Here is a 16,985-nt window from a genome sequence, read left to right on the forward strand (position 1 = left end):
CAGGAAGACCCTGCCGGACCGTCCGGAATCCGGCTGAACCGACACGGAACCATTTCTCATAGGAACGACTGCTGTGGACTTCATCATCCAGAACATACTCAACGCCCTGCAGTGGGGAAGCTTCTATGCGCTCATCGCGCTCGGCTACACCCTCGTGTACGGCGTTCTGCTGCTCATCAACTTCGCCCATGGCGACGTATTCATGGTGGGCGCGTACATTGCCTTCGGACTGGCGAGCCTGCTGCTCGGGCCGAGCATCGGCCTGTCACCTGCGCTGGCATTCGTGCTGATCATCCCCCTGACCATGATGCTGACCGCCTGCGTGGGCGTGACGCTGGAGCGCATTGCCTATCGACCATTGCGACGAAAAGGGGCGCACCGGCTCTATGTGGTCATCACCGCGCTGATGTGCGGCCTGATCCTCGAATACTCGAACCTCGCCGCGTTCGGCGCAAGCCGCCTCAAGTTCCCGACCCTTCTCGAGAAGACGGTCTGGCACATCGGCGGCGTGTCCGTGACCAACCTGAAGATCCTCGTCATCTTCGCGGCCATCACGGTCTTCCTCATCCTGAACTTCATCGTCACCAAGACGAAGATCGGCATGGCCATGCGCGGCATCTCCTACGACAAATTCGCCATTCCGCTCATGGGCATCCCCATCGACAACATCATCGTCTTCACCTTTGTGCTGGGCTCCGGATTCGCCGGGCTGGCCGGGCTGCTCTTTGCCATGTCCTACCCGATCCTCGAACCCTTCATGGGCGCGCTCATCGGCTGGAAAGCGTTCATCGCGGCGGTGGTCGGCGGCATCGGCGACATCAGAGGTGCCTTCGTGGGCGGATTCCTGCTCGGGTTCATTGAGATCGGCGTGGTCTCGGTCTTCCCGTCCACCTACCGGGACTTCTTCGCCTTCTCCATCCTGCTGTTCATTCTCTGGCTCAAGCCGACAGGGCTCTTCGGCGTGGCCAAAACAACGAAGATCTAGGCGGGGGAACGAACCATGAAAAAATACACGTTCAACGTCGCCTACGCGCTCTTCTGCGTCGTGCTGCTGTACATCGCGCACAACCAGTACGACTTCGACCTCATCAACAACTACGTTTTGTCCGTGCTCATGTTCATGGGCATCAACATCATCATCTCCACGAGCCTGAACCTCGTGAACGGCAACATGGGCGAGTTCTCCTGCGGCCACGCGGCATTCATCTGCGTGGGCGCCTATGTCTCGTCCATCCTCTCGGTGCTCTGCTTCGGCTCCAAGTTCGGGGACCCGCTCTTCCCGATCGAGTACGCCATGTTCCTGTTCCCGATAATCATCGTCATCGGCGGCATTGTGGCCTCGCTGGCAGGGATTCTCGTGGCCATTCCCTCCTTTAAAACCCGTGGCGACTATCTCGCCATCATCACCATCGCCGTGAACTACATGATCATCTCGGGCATCGAGAACATGAAGATCATCGGCGGCCCCAGCGGCTTCATGGGCATGAAGGACACGGTCTGGGCCATGGTGGACACCTTCGAGTTCCCCTGGATGCTCACGTGGGTGCTGCTCTTCATGACCCTGACGGTCTGGCTCATCCGCCGCTTCGTCTCATCCACCTACGGCAAGGGCGTCAACGCCATCTGTCAGGATGAGGTCGCGGCCGAGATCATGAGCGTGAACACCAACAAGATGAAGATCGTCAACTTCATGCTCTCCTCCGGCCTCGCCGGGGTCGCGGGCGGCCTGTTCGCCCACATCGTCGGGTTTATCAACCCGTCGGCATTCGGCATCCTCAAGTCCACCGAGGCCATGGTCATGGTCTACCTCGGCGGCATGGGCTCCCTCTCCGGCGCCGTCCTGTCCGCGATCCTGTTCACCGCCCTTCTGGAGGTACTGCGCTCCCAGACCATCATCGACTTCATCCTCACGCCGGTCACGGCCGTGATTCCTGACTGGGAACCTTCCGCCGGGGTCATCAAGTGGGTGCTCATCCCCCTGATCCTCGTCCTGCTCATGCAGTTCCGGCCCGAAGGCATCATGGCAACCGCGAGCTCTCGGACTTCTTCCCGAAACTCAGGCGCTACTACACCTTCAGATAGGAGAGAGCCATGCCACTGCTGCAAATACAAGGACTGACGCAGAAATTCGGCGGGCTCCAGGCCGTGTCGGATTTCGACATAACGCTCAACGGCGGCGAACTGGCCGGGCTCATCGGCCCCAACGGCGCAGGCAAGACCACCATCTTCAACCTCGTGTCCGGCTTCTACCAGCCACGGAAGGGACCATCCGCATCGATGGCAAGAACACCCGCGGCCTGCGCCCGCATCAGGTCACGGCCAAAGGCGTGGCCCGCACCTTCCAGAACATCCGCCTTTGGCACGACATGACCGTGCTCGACAACATCCGCATCGCCCAGCACTACCGCATGGGCTACACCGTCTGGGACTCGTTCCTGCGCACCAAACGGTACAAAAAGGGCGAAGCCAACATCGACACCATCGCATGGGAAATGCTCGAAGCCATGAGCCTCAAGGACTACGCCAACGAGTATCCCCCGAACCTGCCCTACGGTCTGCAACGGCGCGTTGAAATAGCCCGCGCCATGAGCGTGAAGCCCAAGCTGCTGCTCCTCGACGAGCCCGCAGCCGGGCTCAACTCCGCAGACGTGGACGGGCTTATCAAGCTGGTGCGCTGGATTCACGACAACTACGACATCACCATCTGGATGATCGAACACCAGATGACCGTCGTGACCTCCCTGTGCCAGTACATCAAGGTCATCGACTTCGGGGCAACCATCTCCGAAGGCACTGCCGAAGAAATCCAAAACGACCCCAAGGTCATCAAGGCCTACCTTGGAGACGACACGATATGAGCGCACCACTTCTCGAAATCGACAATCTCTACGTCAAATACGGAAACATCGAGGCCCTGCACGGCATCTCCTTTTCCGTGGACCGCGGGGAAATCGTCACCCTCATCGGCGCAAACGGGGCAGGCAAGTCCACCAGCCTCATGTCCATCGCCCGGCTTCCACCGCCGGAAGCCCCGAAAATCACCTCGGGCGACATCCGCTTCAACGGCGAATCCATCCTCGGCTTGTCCCCGGACAAAGTCGTCTCCGACCTGCACCTCGTGCTCGTCCCCGAAGGCCGACGCATCTTCGGCAACCTGACCGTTGCCGAGAACCTCAAGCTCGCCACCTACGCCAGAAAGGACTCCCACGCGGACATCGAACGCGACTACAAACGCGTCTACGCCCTGTTCCCCAGACTCGAAGAGCGACGCAAACAGCGCAGCGAATCCCTCTCCGGCGGCGAACAGCAGATGCTCGCCGTGGGCCGCGCCCTCATGTCCGGCAGCACCACCATCATGCTCGACGAACCGAGCATGGGACTCGCCCCGCTGCTCATGTACGACATGTTCCGCGCCCTCAAAGACCTCAACAAGGACGGCATGACCATCCTGCTCATCGAACAGAACGCGCACCTCGCACTCAAGTTCGCACACAGGGGCTACGTCATCGATACAGGCGAGATCGTAGCCAAAGGCCCGTCAGACGAACTGATGGAAGACCCGGAAGTCAAAAAAGCCTACCTCGGCGGCTAGACGCACCAGACAACGTCACACAAAAAAGAGACGGCCCTGACGGGTCGTCTCTTTTTTGCCTCCGGCGGCCCTCCGGGGGCTTAAACCCTTTTCCAAAAGGGTTTAAGAATCCCAAAACGCCTTGGCTCGCCTTCGGCGCAATTGGCCAAACTTGTGAGATGGTCGCTTGATGTAAACGCCTTCAAGTCAGGGAGTGCAGAGGGGATTATCCCCTTTGCCGGGTGCAGGGCAGCGCCCTGCCCCCCGGAGGGCCGCCGGAGGCACGCATAAAAAGTCCTCCGGAGCGTGCTCCGGGCGATGAAAAGCTGAATTGTCTGGGAAGAGCTAGCTGCTCAGGGTGCTGACGGCTTTTTCGATCTGTCGTCCGAGGGGGGTCTGCCCGGAGATTTCACGTTCCACGTTGGTGATGCCTTTGAGGACCGTGGAGTGGCGGCGTCCGAGCCGGTCGCCTATATCTTTGAGAGAGAGGTCCGTGTGTTTTCGGGCCAGGAAGAAGGCGGTGTTTCTGGCTGTGACGATCTGCCGTTTTCTGCTGCGCGATTTGAGCTGCATATCGGACAGGCCGTAGTAGCGGCACACGAAACTGATGATGGACTCGAAGTCCGGAGCCGGATTCTCGATGGCGAAGTTCTCGAGCACTTCCCAGGCCATGTCGGTGCTGACGTGGGTATTGAGAAGGCGTGCCTTGAAAACGAGGTTGTTCAGTGCGCTCTCGAGCTGGCGAATGTCGGAGACAATGCGTTCGGCCAGCAGGTCGGACACGTCGTCGGGAACCTGAAAACAAAGATTTCTGGCTTTTTGCTGCACGATGCGGCGGCGGGTCTCGAAATCCGGGCGGTCGATGGAGGCCACGAAGCCGGAGGTGAAACGGGAGAGCAGGCTCTCATCGATGTCGCGCATGTCGCGCGGCAGGAAGGAGCTGGTCATGACAACTTTGCAGCCGCGCTCCCGCAGGCCTTTATGGTGCCGAGCAGTTCGCCCTGCATTTTTTCCTTGTTCTGGAAGAAATGTACGTCTTCGAGCAGAAGCACGTCTGCCTTGTCGCGGAAGCGGGCCTTGAACTCGTCCATGCGCTTGGCGCGCAGGGCCAGGACAAGACGGTTGGCAAACTCCTCGCCGGAAAGGCAGGCGATATTCACGGACTTCTTGTTGGAGACTTCGCAGAGGTTCCTTCCGATGGATTGCAGAAGGTGAGTCTTGCCGAGTCCGGGTCCGGAACAGAGAAAGAGGTTTTCGGCGGCAAAGGAGGTGTCGCAGAGGCTTTTGCTTGCGGCGCAGGCCAGCTGATTGCTGGGGCCGACCACGAAATCATCGAAGGAGAAGCGCCAGTTGTGCAGCGGCGCGGGTCTGGTCTCGGGCACGTGTACGATGGGCAGGCCCATCTGCTTGGGTGCGTCCGAGACTTTGGCCGTGTCCTTCTTTCTGATGTTGATCTTGACGGCAGCGTCTTCGCCCAGAACGTCCACGGCCGCGGCCTGAACATCGTTCATGAGCTTGTCCTGCACCCAGTTGGAAACAAAGGAGTTGGGAGCGGTGAGCACCAGCTTCTTGCCCTTGACTTCGCAAGTCAGGGGCTTGACCCAGAGTTCGTATACGCTCGGTGCCAGGCTCTTTTCGAGGTTGAGCAGGATTTGGTTGCAGGCAGTCGTCATCATGGACACGGTTAATAGGTCAGGCCACGGTTTCGGGCAACGTCAATCAGGCACACCCTGCCCGTGATGGAAAAAAGTTTATCTACAGCGCGGCAAGGCTCTTCAACACACTGAAAAAAAACAACTTTAGTCAAATACCCTTGAACTGCAAGGGTTCGCTGTCACCTTCGTGAAACAGGCATGCTGCAAGGGTTCTCGGCCATGACCGGGAGAAATCCCCAAAACAATTTCACACATGAGGATAATTTTTTCCACAGCCTTGAAGCAGATTTTCTTCAAATAGCTTACGTTCAGAGTTTTTTTCTACACCGCCACCCGTTTTTTTTGACACTTTCCCCTTGACAGTGAAATGAAAAATCCGCCATCTGCCACACAATCAACTGAATTTACAGACTAAAAACTCGTGCGTGAACAGTGTTTAGCTAACATCTACAGTTCACATCGTCGCTAACCTCCTGTCACGCCGTAACTCTATCGCCACTTTTCAAAACCGGTTCAAGAGCAACGCAACAGACTGATATATCTATTTATAATAACAGCAACCCTCCGCACATAACCTAGCGATGAAGTAGACTTTTGGCTGCGCATGACGAACCTTCACATAGGAAAACAGGGAAAAGACTGTACCAATGAAAAAGTGCGTATGACTCATGATATCCGCAGATGGCGGAAACAGGAGGCGCTTGCAGGATGGAAAGGCCGGATTCAGCGCCTTTGCGTTACAAAATATCTGCTTGACCAAGGCACCGGGCGGGCATAGAAGCACGCCCATGGACATCACGACACTCATACCCATTCTTCAGGCTCCATCGCGCCTTTGTGCTGATATCGGGCATCGGCCTGCTGGTCCTCTCCATGACCAACCGCATCGCCAGACCCACGGACCTCATCCGCAAGCTGCTCGTGGAGCTTGACGAGGCCGACGAGAAAGACCGCGACTTCATCATCAGCCAGATCGCGGTGCTTCGCCGCCGCTGCAAGAACCTGCGCCGGGCCATAGGCCTCTCGCTGTTGGCCATCGCGCTCATCGGCGCGGTGACGCTGCTGCTGTTCGCGGAACAGATTTTCGGGTTCGGCCTGTCCTACGTGGTGGCGCTGCTCTTCACCATGAGCCTCATATCTCTCATCCTCTCGCTCTTCTGGCTGCTGGAGGACATCCGCATCACCCTGCGCTCGCTTGATATAGAAATAGCCCGGCACGAGACCCGCTAAGCGGATTACCAGGATATCTTCTCCAGCGCATCCCGCAGCAGATCGCCGGGACGGTTGACGGCCTGAAGGATGAAATGCAGGCTGCCCATGATCGAAGGCTCCACGCGCCCCAGCTCATCTGCCGTGTTGCGCCAAACGCTTTCGACCTGGTCCGCGCCTTCACGCTCTGCCACGCGATTTGCCAGCGTCTGGGCATCAGCCATCATGTAGAAGACTTTGCCGCTGCGGTTCATAAGTCCGGCCAGCTCCGGGTCCTCAAAGAAGCGCGAACCGACGACCACAATGGCGGGATCACCGGCACAGGCAGCCCGAAGGCTCTCGTCGTCCGTGGGTTCGTTCACCGCAACGTTGAGCTCGTCGGCCAGCAATTGTGCCAGCTCCCGCCTCCCCGCTCCGGACAGGCCAGCCAGAAAGACCCGATCGGACGTCTTCCACGCAGCAGCGTAATCCTCGCGTTTTTCACCCTTTGCAAATACCTTCTTTTTCTCGCCGTCTTCCACGTCGTATTTCTTTTTTATAAACTTACTCATTGGTGTTTTCCTGTTTCTCTTTGCGGAAACCAGCATTGCGGGCTAGGGTTCCGCTATTCGGAGGTTATGTTGTGCCCAAGGAACAGCTTCATTTCAGCATCGCGCTCAAGGCGGCCGAGCTCGGCCGGGGCCGGGTGGCAGAGGCTGCCCGCAGTCACCGCGACGCCCTGCTGCTTGGCAGCGTGTTTCATGACATTCTCTATTATATCCGGCCGGGAGGGAAAGCAACATGCGCCGGACTGGCCGACCTGTTCCACGGTTCCGATGGCATGGACAGCAACACCCTCCTGCGTTTGCAACTGGCACACGCACGGGACACGGACTCGCGGCAGGCTCTCGCCCTGCTTGCAGGAATGGCTTCCCACGCATGTCTCGACGCCGCGACGCACCCCTTCATATGGTACGCCACCGGCAACTACGACGACCCTGACGCTTCCCGACGGAGCCTTGCCCGGCAACGCCATCGCGCGCTGGAAACGCTTCTCGACATGACCTACGCCGCCCAACCGGGACGTTCAACCTCACTTGGCAGGATACAAAAGGAGCTCAGCCCCCCACTGGCCGAGTTGCTGCCCGCCGCCGAACTCGCCCGACGATGCGGCGCAGACAGTACAATCCTTGCCGATGAACTTGACAAGGCCCTTGAAACCTATGCTCTCGTTCAGCGGTTGAGCGAGGCCGCCCCGCTGGCATGGCTGGCATATGCGCTCTGGCCGCTCCTGCCGCGCTCCATCCGGGAGATCGCGGCGCTGCTGCGTTCGCCGCAGTGGCTGCGACAAAAGAATGCCGTGAGCGGCCAAATCGAGTATCGCTCCCCGGTAAATGGGGACATTCAGCAAAAAAGCTTTTCAGCCATGCTTGATTCGGCCGTGGAGCACACCGTTTCCCTCTGGAACGAGATTGAAGCAGTTTTTGAGGATGAAGCAAGGCTTCATGCCGGGAAAAACCTTGATACCGGAATGCCTTCGGACCGTTCTCAAAGCATGAAGCATTTTCGCGAGCCCCCGCTGATCCGCTTGCCCGGTGAAGAGTAACCACCTTTTTTTTCCTCACCTGTTGCCAATAATATCCCATGGGGATATAGTGCGTTATACAAATGACACCCAGAGCCAAGGAGCCCACATGAAAAAACTTATCATTTACGGCGTGACTGGCGCGGTACTCGCGCTGATCGTGCTTATCGTCCTCGCGGTGCTGAACCTCGGCACCCTCATCAAGACGGCCACCGAGGAGTTCGGACCGAAAGTCACAGGAACCGATGTCAAACTCGGCTCCGCAGATATTTCATTCCTTTCCGGGTCGGGAGAGCTGAACGACTTCCTGCTCGGAAACCCCCAGGGTTTCTCCACGCCGGAAGCGTTCTCCGTCAACACCATCCGTATCAAGGTGAACAAGGACTCCCTGACCTCCGACCGCATCATCATTGAAGACGTGGTGATCCTTTCCCCGCACATCACTTACGAGAAGCTGGGCAAGACCGACAACTTCAAGACCATCATCGCCAACGTGAAGAAGGCTGTCGCTTCCGAGGAAAAGGCCGAGAAGAAGGATACGGCCAAAACCGAAGGCGAAGAAGGCAAGTCCAAGGCCATCCAGATCAACCACCTGCTCATCAAGGACCCCAAGGTCACGGTTGCAGGCGGCATGGCCAAGGTCTTCGGCGACAAGGGCGTGGACATCTCCGTGCCTGACATCGAGCTGCGCGACATCGGCAAGGAAAAGCGCACCACCCCGGCCGAGGCGGTCGAGGAAATCCTGCGAGCCATGACCGACAAGGTCACCAACTCCGTGAGCAACGTTGCCGCGGAAGTCGGCAAAAAGGCTCAGGAGGTCATGAAGCAGGGAACCGACCTGCTCAAGAAGGGCGCGGAAGGGAGCGGCGATGCCGTGAAGGGCGCCATGGACAGCGTCAAGGGCATATTCCAGTAGCTCTATCCCAATACATTATATATAGGCCGCCCTCCGGGGCGGCCTTTTCGTTTCGCGCACTTGCGCCCGTCATCCTGCCGGGGTATTGAACATTTCATGAACCATTCCGGCCAGTACGTCGAATCAGCAGAACTTGTGGGGGAACGCGACTCCCTCGACCTGCGTGCAGTGGTTTCCGGCAAACAGCGCCACGTATGGGGCCGCTACGGGCCAAGACGGGAGGCCGACCTGCTGCAGGACATCCCCGACGATTGCCTGCCGGTCCTTATTGGTGCGGGGCTGGGCCACGCCCTTGCGGGTCTCATCGAATCCGGCCGCCCGGTAGCGGTTGCAGACCTTGAAACACCGCTGCTTGATGCGGCAGACATTGCCCACCGCTTTGGCGACTCCGTTTTTTTTGCTGAAGGAGACGACCTTGATTCACTGCTCAAGTCGCTCAAGTCATGGCGCGAACAGCACGGAAACAAGGCCTTCCACCCGGTGGCGCTTCCTTTTCATCTGAGGCTGCGAAACGGACTGTATGCACAGCTCGCCTCGGCACTGACTGCGGCCAATTCGGTGGACTTCTGGACCGCTGCCCGCTACCCGAAGTTTCGCTCCGAATCACCACGCGTGCTGCTCCTGCAGGCCGACTATTTCCTTTCACAGGAGATTCGTACCGCTTTCGACCGCATGGCGGTGAGCTACCGAACCCTTTCGGTCCAGAAGCACGGCCGTGGTTCCAGCGAGTTCGTCAAGTCGCTGCTGGAAACGGTGCTTGATTTCAAACCCGACTTCGTCCTGACCATCAACCACTTCGGGCTGGACCGGGACGGCAGGTTCACGGAACTGCTCGACAGGCTGGAACTGCCGCTGGCCTCATGGTTCGTGGACAGTCCGCACCTGATTCTTTTCGATTATCCCGACCTTGCCTCCGAGCGCACGGTCATTTTCAGTTACGACGCGGACACGTTGGCCCCCATGCGATCCAGAGGATTTGACAACGTCCACTGGCTGCCCCTCGGCACGGACCAGAACAGGTTCAGGCCCGGACAGTCCGGCAGGGAGCAGTGGCGCGCGGACGTTTCCTTTGTCGGCAACTCCATGGAAAGCAGCGTCCGCAAGTTTCTGGACGAATCGCGTGTCCCTCAGGAGCTGCTTGCCGACTGGCAAGGGCTGGCCGCGGAGTTCGCCGCTTCGCCGCACCATCTCGCCGCAGGCCACCTTGCCGAGGCACACCCCGATCTCTGGGACATGCTGCAGGCCGTGCAGGACACGCAAAGCAGGCTCGCATACGAATCGCTCATCACCTTCGAGGCTACCCGTCAGTACCGGCAGGAATGCGTCAGACAAACCCTGCGGTTCACCCCCCTTGTGGCCGGAGACGCCGAGTGGTCGCAGGTTCTGGGTGACTCGAACTGGCGGCGCGCGGGCCACCTCGATTACTATACGGATCTCCCCGGCTTCTACCCTAGCGCCGCCATCAACCTGAACTGCACCAGCATGCAGATGAAAGGCGCCGTGAACCAGCGGGTCTTCGACATCCCGGCTTGCGGCGGCTTCGTCCTGACAGACAGCCGCAAGCAGATGGCTGAACTGTTCGACCCGGAGACGGAATTCATCGCCTACGAAAGGCCCGATGCGATAGCCCCGCTCGCCCATGAACTCCTCAAAAACGAAAGCAAGCGAAAAAAGGTCGCCGAATCAGCAAGACGGCGCATTCTTTCCGAACACACCTACGAACACCGCATCAAATCCCTCTTCGCTATCATGAGAAATACTTTTATCTGACATTACAAACAGATAGAAGAGAAAACACCCAGCCCTCCGCATGATTGTGCGGAGGGCTTTTTTCATGGTTGAGGGCACGGCCAGAAAACCCTTACGAAAAGCCTAAAGTTTTTCAGTGGAAGGACGATTAGGAGAGCAACAGGACGTGGAAAGCCGTGACGGACTGGCCGAGGACGGCTGACCAAAGGCAAGGAAGCCTAAATGTTTCAAGGAGGAAACCATGTCTCTCATTATTAATCACAACATGAGTGCTATGAACGCGGCACGCAACCTGTCCCAGTCGTACAGCGCGCTGTCTACGTCGACCAGACGTCTGTCTTCCGGTCTTCGTATCGGCACCGCTTCGGACGACGCCGCAGGCCTTGCTGTTCGCGAACTCATGCGCGCGGAAATCACTTCCCTGAACCAGGGTATCCGTAACGCCAACGACGCCATTTCCCTCATCCAGACCGCTGACGGTGCCCTTCAGGTCATCGACGAAAAGCTCATCCGTATGAAGGAACTGGCCCAGCAGGCAGCAACGGGTACCTACAACTCCGACCAGCGTCTGATCATCGACTCCGAATATCAGGCCATGGCTTCGGAAATCACCCGTATCGCGTCGTCCACCGACTTCAACGGCGTCTACCTGCTCAACGGCGCCATGTCCGGTGAGAACTCCGATCACAGCGGTTCTGGACTCCAGTCCACCGGTCCCCTGAAGGTTCACTTCGGTACCGGTAACGACAGCGCCGAGGACTACTACTACGTGTCCATCGGCACTTCCACTGCTTCCGCTCTCGGTGTCGGCCTCGGCGCCACCACCTCCAGCGGCAAGAGCATCTCCACCCAGCAGCTTGCTCAGGAATCTCTGGACTCCCTGAACAATGCGATCATTTCCAAGGATAAGATTCGCGCAAACCTGGGTGGTCTGCAGAACAGGCTGGAAAACACCGTTTCGGTCCTGGGCATCCAGGCCGAGAACACGCAGGCTGCCGAATCGCAGATCTCCGACGTGGACGTTGCGACCGAAATGACCAACTTCGTCCGCAACCAGATCCTCACTCAGGCCGCAGTCTCCATGCTGTCCCAGGCGAACAGCCTGCCGCAGATGGCACTGTCCCTCATCGGCTAACGATGACGGCCAACGCGGCTTAGCGACGGTAGAACGGGCCGGGCAACCGCAGGTTGTCCGGCCCTTGTCTTAATGGCACCGGGATTGCATGACATCAGGCGAACCAACATATTCGGAAAATATTTCCACCAGAGGACGCCTCCATGTCTGATTACATTTCAGGGAACATCAACTTCGCCGGGCTCGGTAACGGCACGGACTTCAATCAGCTGATTGATGGCCTTGTCGATATCGAGAAGCGCCGGGTCACGAGCCTTGAGTCCTGGAAGCAGAGCTGGCAAGACAAGGTCGAGCAGTTCGACGAGCTGAACTCGCAGATGGTCTCGCTGTCCTCCACGCTCAAGTCGCTGGACACGCTGAACGAGTTCATGGCCAAGAACGTCAGCAGCTCCAACAGCAACATCCTGACCGCCACTGCAGACGCCGACGCGCAGGAGGCCTCTCACAACGTGGTTGTCGGCAACCTCGCCACCAACGACGTCCTCGTTACCACCTCGGGCGTGAGCAGCCTGAGCACCAGCGTCACCGGCGCCAACACGAATTTCACGTACTCCTACGCAGGTACGAGCTACACCATCAGCAATATTTCCGCAGGCACCGACCTGCAGACGCTCGTCAACATCATCAACAAGCACCCCAATTCCGAGCCGCACATTCGGGCAAGCACCGTGTTTGACGGCAGCGTGTACCACCTGCAGCTCACCGGTCGCGACCTCGGAGCGGACAATCAGGTCATCATATCCAACACCGGAAGTCTGGTGTTCGGTGCAGGAGACTTCAACGAGACACAGGGGGCCTCCAACGCCAAGATCCGTGTGGATGGATTCCCGGATGACGGGACATGGATCGAACGCGATTCCAACTCCATCAACGACGTCATCGAAGGCATCACCCTGAACCTCAAGGAGGCCGCACCCGGCTCCACCGTGAGCATAGGGGTGACCACCGATACGGAAAAGATCAAGGAAAACATCCGCACCGTTGTCGACAAGATCAACGAAGTCCGCACCAAGATTCTGGAGCTCACCAAGGTCGACACTTCGCAGGGCGACGATAAGGTAACGGGGTCCATCCTCACCGGTAACTACGGTGTGGACATGATCTCTCAGAACCTCAAGAACATCACCTCTTCCAAGGGCGTCGGCTTCGAATACTATGACGCCGACACAGGCACGGGCGACTACTACACCTCGCTGGGGCAGATCGGCATCACCACCGACACCGACGAAGGCTCCCCGACATACGGCCTGCTGATCATCGAGGAGACCACCGACGACCCGGACAAGGAAAAGTTCACGCTCAATTACGCGCTTGAGAACAACCCGGAAGAAGTGGCCCGGCTTTTCGCCGTGGACAAGGAGGGCGTCTCTCGCTCCTCGGACTTCTCCTACAGCTCTCAACTCGATGTCACTGAGCCGGGCTCCTACGACGTGGTCATCACCACCAGCGCCGCAGGCATATCCAGCGCCACCATTGACGGAGAGGAATGCAGCATTTCCGGCTGGCAGATTACCTGTAACACTGGTGACCCCAAGGGTCTGGCTCTCGATGTGAACAACCAGACGCCCAACAGCACGTTCAGCGGCATAGTGGACATCAAGCAGGGCAAGGCCGGAGAAATGATCGATGAGCTCGCCGAGCTCACCAAGCCATACAACCATGCCACCAATGAAGGTGGACCTCTCGCCATTCTCAAAGAGAACTATGGCGACATCATGGAAGGCATCGACAAGAAGATCGAGCGTGAAAACTCTCGTATTGCGAGGATGGAATACCGCCTCAAGAACCAATACGCACGCCTCGACGCGCTGCTGGGGCAGTACAACCAGCAGCAGCAGGCACTGACAAGTCAATTAGCGCAATTGAGCCAGTAAACAGCGGCTCGATTCAGATGTCATAAGGAGAGTAACACATGGCCAATCCAGCCAAGGCGTACCTCACCGTTCAGGTCGAAACCACCTCGCAGGGGCAGCTTCTGATAATGCTCTACGATGCCTGCATCAAATTCATGAAGCAGGCCAAGGTGGAGATCGAAAAGCGCGACTACGCCAAAAAGGGCACGCTCATCAACCGCGCTATGGCCATCATCCATGAATTGGCCGAAAGCCTGAACAAGGAAAAGGGCGGCGAAATCAGCGCCAACCTTGCGGGCATCTACCATTTCTGCACCAACGAACTGGTACAGGCCAACATCAAGCTGGACACCGAGAAGATCGACAACGTCATCAAGATCATCGACGGCATCCGCTCGGCATACGCCCAGATCATCCCCGAGAGTGAAGGCAAGGCCACCATGGGCACCCCGGCCTCACAAAACAGCGCCCCCGCACCCAACGCCGCAGCCGCACAGGGAGCGGCGGTCGCACAGAATGCTGCTACCCGGACTGCCGCGCCCAAGCCGACCCCGGCGACTCCGGAGCAGAAGGCTGAAACTGAAAAGGCTCAAAAGCCGCAGCAGCAATCCGGCCCCGGTTATCCGGCAGCCAACCGATCAGCCCCGGCACAGGGCCAGCCGCTCAAGCCGGTCGCGCCGCGCCCGCAAATCAATGCGGCGAAAAGTCGGGCCAACAACGCCTACTTCAACGCGGGACGATAGAACACCATGGGAAACCGGCCAACAGGCCGGTTTCCTTTTTTCATGCCGGGAATTTACTTCCCATGGCCCTTGTGTCAGGTTCAACCCATGCCCGAAGCCCGAACCAAGGTTCTCCACTGCGCCCCATCCCTCGGCATCGGGGGCACGGAAAAGGTCATGCAGTTCTTTGCGGAAACGCTGGACCCGAAACGCTTCGACGTGGCGGTCTTCAGCCCGCAGGACGGCCCCCGCGCGCCCATGCTCCGGGCCTCCGGCATAGCGACCTTCATCGGCGGCGACCTCTTCGCCGTTCTGGAACGCTTCAAACCGCAGATCGTGCATATCCACCGCGCAGGCTGGCCCGAACCGGGCACGCTCAAACCACTTCGGCTGGCGCGCATTCCGATTGTGGTGGAAACAAACGTCTTCGGCAGACACGACCCCAGCCCCGAGGCCTTGGTCATCACCCGCACGCTCTTCGTCTCCCGGTTCTGCCTTGAGCGCTTTCACCGCACCAATGCCGTGCCGGAAAACCCCGAGCGCTACAGCTTTCTCTACAACCCGGTGGACACGGACTTTTTTGCGGAAGCCGCACGCACCGACCGCGACTTTTCCCGACCGGTGGCCGCACGAATCTCCCGAAGCGACCCCGGCAAATGGAGCGGCCTCGCCCTTGATTTTCTGCCGTTTTTGACCGCGCGCATCCCGGACTTCCGCTACCACATCATCGGCGGAATCCCGCAGGCCCGCGATTTCGTGAGCCAAAACGGCCTTGAGGCCAACGTCATCTTTCATGATCCTGTTGAGACAGACGCTGAAATCGCCGCGTTTCTGGACAAGGCTTCCGTGCTTGCCCACGCCAACGACACCGGAGAATCCTTCGGGCTGGTCATTGCCGAGGCCATGGCCTGCGGCCTGCCGGTGGTCACGCATCCCGCAGCGGGCGAGCGGGACAACGCGCAGCTCGAACTGGTCGACCACGGCGAAACCGGCTTTGTTGCCCACAGCGCCGAAGAGTACGCCGCTGCGCTGGAGTGGCTGTTCACCCATCCGGAAAAAGCTGCCGAAATGGGCCGCAAGGGACGGGAAAAAGCAGCCAGCCTCTACCGCAGGCAGACCGTAACGCGCCAGTTGGAAAGCATCTACGAAACCCTTCTGGAGAAGCGCGCATGAAGCTTTCACTCCTTCGCGACTATACCGCAAGCGTTCTCGCATTTCGCCTGAGCGAGGAGCCCGAACCAGCCATGGAAGCGGCTCCGGTCCCCAATGCCGCCCAGCGCTGTCTCAAGGCCTTCACCCGCGTCCCCTCCCCGGTACTCATCCTTTTCGGCGCAGGGTCCGGAACGCTGGCAGCCGAACTGGACGAGACCCTGCCGCCCGAGGCCGTCCTCGTTGTCTGCGAGCTTTCCACCGCAACCGCCCGCTCACTTCTCGAAAAGCAACCGAAAATCTTCCGTTCCGAGTCGAGGACAGTGCTGCTGGCTGACACGTCCCCGTGGGCCTTGCTGCACCTGCTGCATCTGGCCGGGCTGAACCCGGAATCCGCCTGCCTGATGCTCAACCCGGAGATGCCCAAGGGAGAAACGCGCGACAAGGCCGAGTCGCTCAGGCGCATGACCGCTGCGGCCCGGCCAATGGACATCCCTCAGGCACCGGCCAACCCCGACCTTTCCGCCGCCGCCATCCTGCATCCGGATGACGCGGACCTGACGCGCTTCTTTGCCCAGTTCCCGGACTGGCTGCGGGAGCTTGTAGTGATCTGGGACGCTGACGAGGTGCCCGAACCTGCGCCGCACTGCGCCTGCCCGCTGGTCCAGAAGGCCCGCCGACTGGACGATTTTGCCTCCCAGCGAAACCGGATGCTTGCGGAATGCAGCGGGGAAAAGGTTCTCTATCTCGACGCTGATGAAACGCTGCCGAAAGGGGCGTGGGAGACCGTGCGCGCACTGGCTGGCTCGGACTATGAAGCGGTCTGGTTCCCGCGCGAGACGCTCTTTCCGGACGAGTCCCGGTGCAAGGCGGGGTTCGGCCTCTGGCCGGACATGCAGTTGCGCCTGTTTGACCGGGAGAAGGCCCGATTCTTCAGGCCGGTGCATGAACGCATCGACGGCCTCGACGGCCCGGCCGCGCTGTTGCTGGACCTGCCCATCATCCACGAAAGCCGCCTGCGAAAGGACGACTCCCGCATCAGGGAAAAACTCGCCCGATTCGACGCGGCAGGCTCCGGTTCATTGCAGCATCGACTGAGCGATGACTACCCGACCATTGAGCGTTCCCGACTCGGCGGCGGCGCTGGCACGCGCCTGCTGCGGCTGGAGCGCAACCCGGCCTGACCGTTGCGCTTGATTCCAAAGCGGAATCCCGGTAGAAATCGGCAAACCTGAAAACAGCCATACACAGGATTTTTCATAATGATCATCACCTGCCCGGAATGCGGATTCGAACGCCAAGTGAATCCCGATAAGATACCGGCCCGCTCGCAGATGGCCACCTGCCCCAAGTGCAAGACGAAGTTCAAATTCCGCGACCTGCCGGAAGAGTTCGATTTCGTCCCGGACCCGCACCCCGGCGCTGTCGCGCCCAAGCCCGAGGACGCAGGCGCGCCTTCCGA

13 protein-coding genes and 3 pseudogenes are annotated in these 16,985 nt (G+C 59.1%); 14 read left to right on the forward strand and 2 right to left on the reverse strand.

Translation table 11 applies throughout. The features are described from left to right. Positions 1-73: 73 nt before the first annotated feature. The 4 genes and pseudogenes from JCM12178_RS02930 to JCM12178_RS02945 all read left to right on the forward strand — a co-directional run bounded on the left by JCM12178_RS02930 (position 74) and on the right by JCM12178_RS02945 (position 3,592). The gene (locus JCM12178_RS02930) at positions 74-985 is read left to right on the forward strand and encodes a branched-chain amino acid ABC transporter permease (RefSeq protein ID WP_054648610.1); all 912 of its coding nucleotides are present in this window, start codon (positions 74-76) and stop codon (positions 983-985) included. A gap of 15 nt (positions 986-1,000) precedes the next feature. Next, positions 1,001-2,082 (forward strand): annotated as a pseudogene (locus tag JCM12178_RS02935) (branched-chain amino acid ABC transporter permease). Positions 2,083-2,091: 9 nt separating this feature from the next. After that, a pseudogene (locus JCM12178_RS21225) lies at positions 2,092-2,858 on the forward strand (ABC transporter ATP-binding protein). Beyond that, positions 2,855-3,592, forward strand: a complete 738-nt coding sequence (locus tag JCM12178_RS02945; protein WP_054648612.1) for an ABC transporter ATP-binding protein — start codon at positions 2,855-2,857, stop codon at positions 3,590-3,592. Before JCM12178_RS21225 ends, JCM12178_RS02945 begins: the two are co-directional and overlap by 4 nt. Positions 3,593-3,916: 324 nt before the next feature. Here JCM12178_RS02945 and dnaA read toward each other — a convergent pair. Further along, a pseudogene (gene dnaA / locus JCM12178_RS02950) lies at positions 3,917-5,247 on the reverse strand (chromosomal replication initiator protein DnaA). An 816-nt stretch (positions 5,248-6,063) separates the two neighbouring features. Between dnaA and JCM12178_RS02955 the strand changes: the two are divergent. Beyond that, positions 6,064-6,456 (forward strand): DUF2721 domain-containing protein, encoded by a 393-nt coding sequence (locus tag JCM12178_RS02955; protein ID WP_245628582.1) that lies wholly within the window; start codon positions 6,064-6,066, stop codon positions 6,454-6,456. A gap of 5 nt (positions 6,457-6,461) precedes the next feature. On the opposite strand, the gene JCM12178_RS02960 is transcribed toward JCM12178_RS02955, so the two are convergent. Beyond that, positions 6,462-6,986: a hypothetical protein gene (locus JCM12178_RS02960; RefSeq protein ID WP_054648614.1), complete on the reverse strand. Its 525-nt coding sequence runs from the start codon at positions 6,984-6,986 to the stop codon at positions 6,462-6,464. A 71-nt stretch (positions 6,987-7,057) separates the two neighbouring features. Here JCM12178_RS02960 and JCM12178_RS02965 point away from each other — a divergent pair, with 71 nt between their 5' ends. From JCM12178_RS02965 to JCM12178_RS03005, 9 genes are all read left to right on the forward strand, one after another. Then, entirely contained in the window at positions 7,058-8,020 is a 963-nt protein-coding gene (locus tag JCM12178_RS02965) for a zinc dependent phospholipase C family protein (protein ID WP_054648616.1), read from the forward strand. Between the two features lie 88 nt (positions 8,021-8,108). Next, positions 8,109-8,915 (forward strand): AsmA family protein, encoded by an 807-nt coding sequence (locus JCM12178_RS02970; RefSeq protein WP_054648618.1) that lies wholly within the window; start codon positions 8,109-8,111, stop codon positions 8,913-8,915. Between the two features lie 96 nt (positions 8,916-9,011). Further along, positions 9,012-10,685: a CgeB family protein gene (locus tag JCM12178_RS02975; RefSeq protein ID WP_054648620.1), complete on the forward strand. Its 1,674-nt coding sequence runs from the start codon at positions 9,012-9,014 to the stop codon at positions 10,683-10,685. A 220-nt stretch (positions 10,686-10,905) separates the two neighbouring features. Next, positions 10,906-11,799 carry a flagellin N-terminal helical domain-containing protein gene (locus tag JCM12178_RS02980; protein WP_054648622.1) on the forward strand — a complete coding sequence of 298 codons (894 nt, stop codon included), beginning with the start codon at positions 10,906-10,908 and terminating at the stop codon, positions 11,797-11,799. Positions 11,800-11,942: 143 nt separating this feature from the next. Continuing rightward, positions 11,943-13,673, forward strand: coding sequence for a flagellar filament capping protein FliD (gene fliD / locus JCM12178_RS02985; protein WP_054648623.1), 1,731 nt, complete (start codon positions 11,943-11,945; stop codon positions 13,671-13,673). Between the two features lie 38 nt (positions 13,674-13,711). Next, the gene (gene fliS, locus JCM12178_RS02990) at positions 13,712-14,395 is read left to right on the forward strand and encodes a flagellar export chaperone FliS (protein WP_054648625.1); all 684 of its coding nucleotides are present in this window, start codon (positions 13,712-13,714) and stop codon (positions 14,393-14,395) included. Between the two features lie 87 nt (positions 14,396-14,482). Beyond that, complete coding sequence (locus tag JCM12178_RS02995; protein ID WP_054648627.1) at positions 14,483-15,547, forward strand: glycosyltransferase family 4 protein; 1,065 nt, start codon at positions 14,483-14,485, stop codon at positions 15,545-15,547. Then, complete coding sequence (locus tag JCM12178_RS03000) at positions 15,544-16,707, forward strand: glycosyltransferase family protein (RefSeq protein ID WP_054648629.1); 1,164 nt, start codon at positions 15,544-15,546, stop codon at positions 16,705-16,707. The genes JCM12178_RS02995 and JCM12178_RS03000 overlap by 4 nt, the downstream gene beginning before the upstream one ends. Before the next feature lie 78 nt (positions 16,708-16,785). Continuing rightward, on the forward strand, positions 16,786-16,985 hold a 200-nt coding region (locus JCM12178_RS03005), incomplete at its 3' end, for a zinc-ribbon domain-containing protein (protein ID WP_172677062.1).

This window comes from Salidesulfovibrio brasiliensis JCM 12178, assembly GCF_001311825.1.
GTDB classification, from domain to species: domain Bacteria; phylum Desulfobacterota; class Desulfovibrionia; order Desulfovibrionales; family Desulfovibrionaceae; genus Pseudodesulfovibrio; species Pseudodesulfovibrio brasiliensis.

Coding starts and splice junctions, on each gene's coding strand:
- JCM12178_RS02945 (WP_054648612.1), top strand. CDS start 2,855: ATGAGCGCACCACTTCTCGAAATCGACAATCTCTACGTCAAATACGGA.
- JCM12178_RS03000 (WP_054648629.1), top strand. CDS start 15,544: ATGAAGCTTTCACTCCTTCGCGACTATACCGCAAGCGTTCTCGCATTT.
- JCM12178_RS02960 (WP_054648614.1), bottom strand. CDS start 6,986: ATGAGTAAGTTTATAAAAAAGAAATACGACGTGGAAGACGGCGAGAAA.
- fliS (WP_054648625.1), top strand. CDS start 13,712: ATGGCCAATCCAGCCAAGGCGTACCTCACCGTTCAGGTCGAAACCACC.
- fliD (WP_054648623.1), top strand. CDS start 11,943: ATGTCTGATTACATTTCAGGGAACATCAACTTCGCCGGGCTCGGTAAC.
- JCM12178_RS02975 (WP_054648620.1), top strand. CDS start 9,012: ATGAACCATTCCGGCCAGTACGTCGAATCAGCAGAACTTGTGGGGGAA.
- JCM12178_RS02970 (WP_054648618.1), top strand. CDS start 8,109: ATGAAAAAACTTATCATTTACGGCGTGACTGGCGCGGTACTCGCGCTG.
- JCM12178_RS02980 (WP_054648622.1), top strand. CDS start 10,906: ATGTCTCTCATTATTAATCACAACATGAGTGCTATGAACGCGGCACGC.
- JCM12178_RS02995 (WP_054648627.1), top strand. CDS start 14,483: ATGCCCGAAGCCCGAACCAAGGTTCTCCACTGCGCCCCATCCCTCGGC.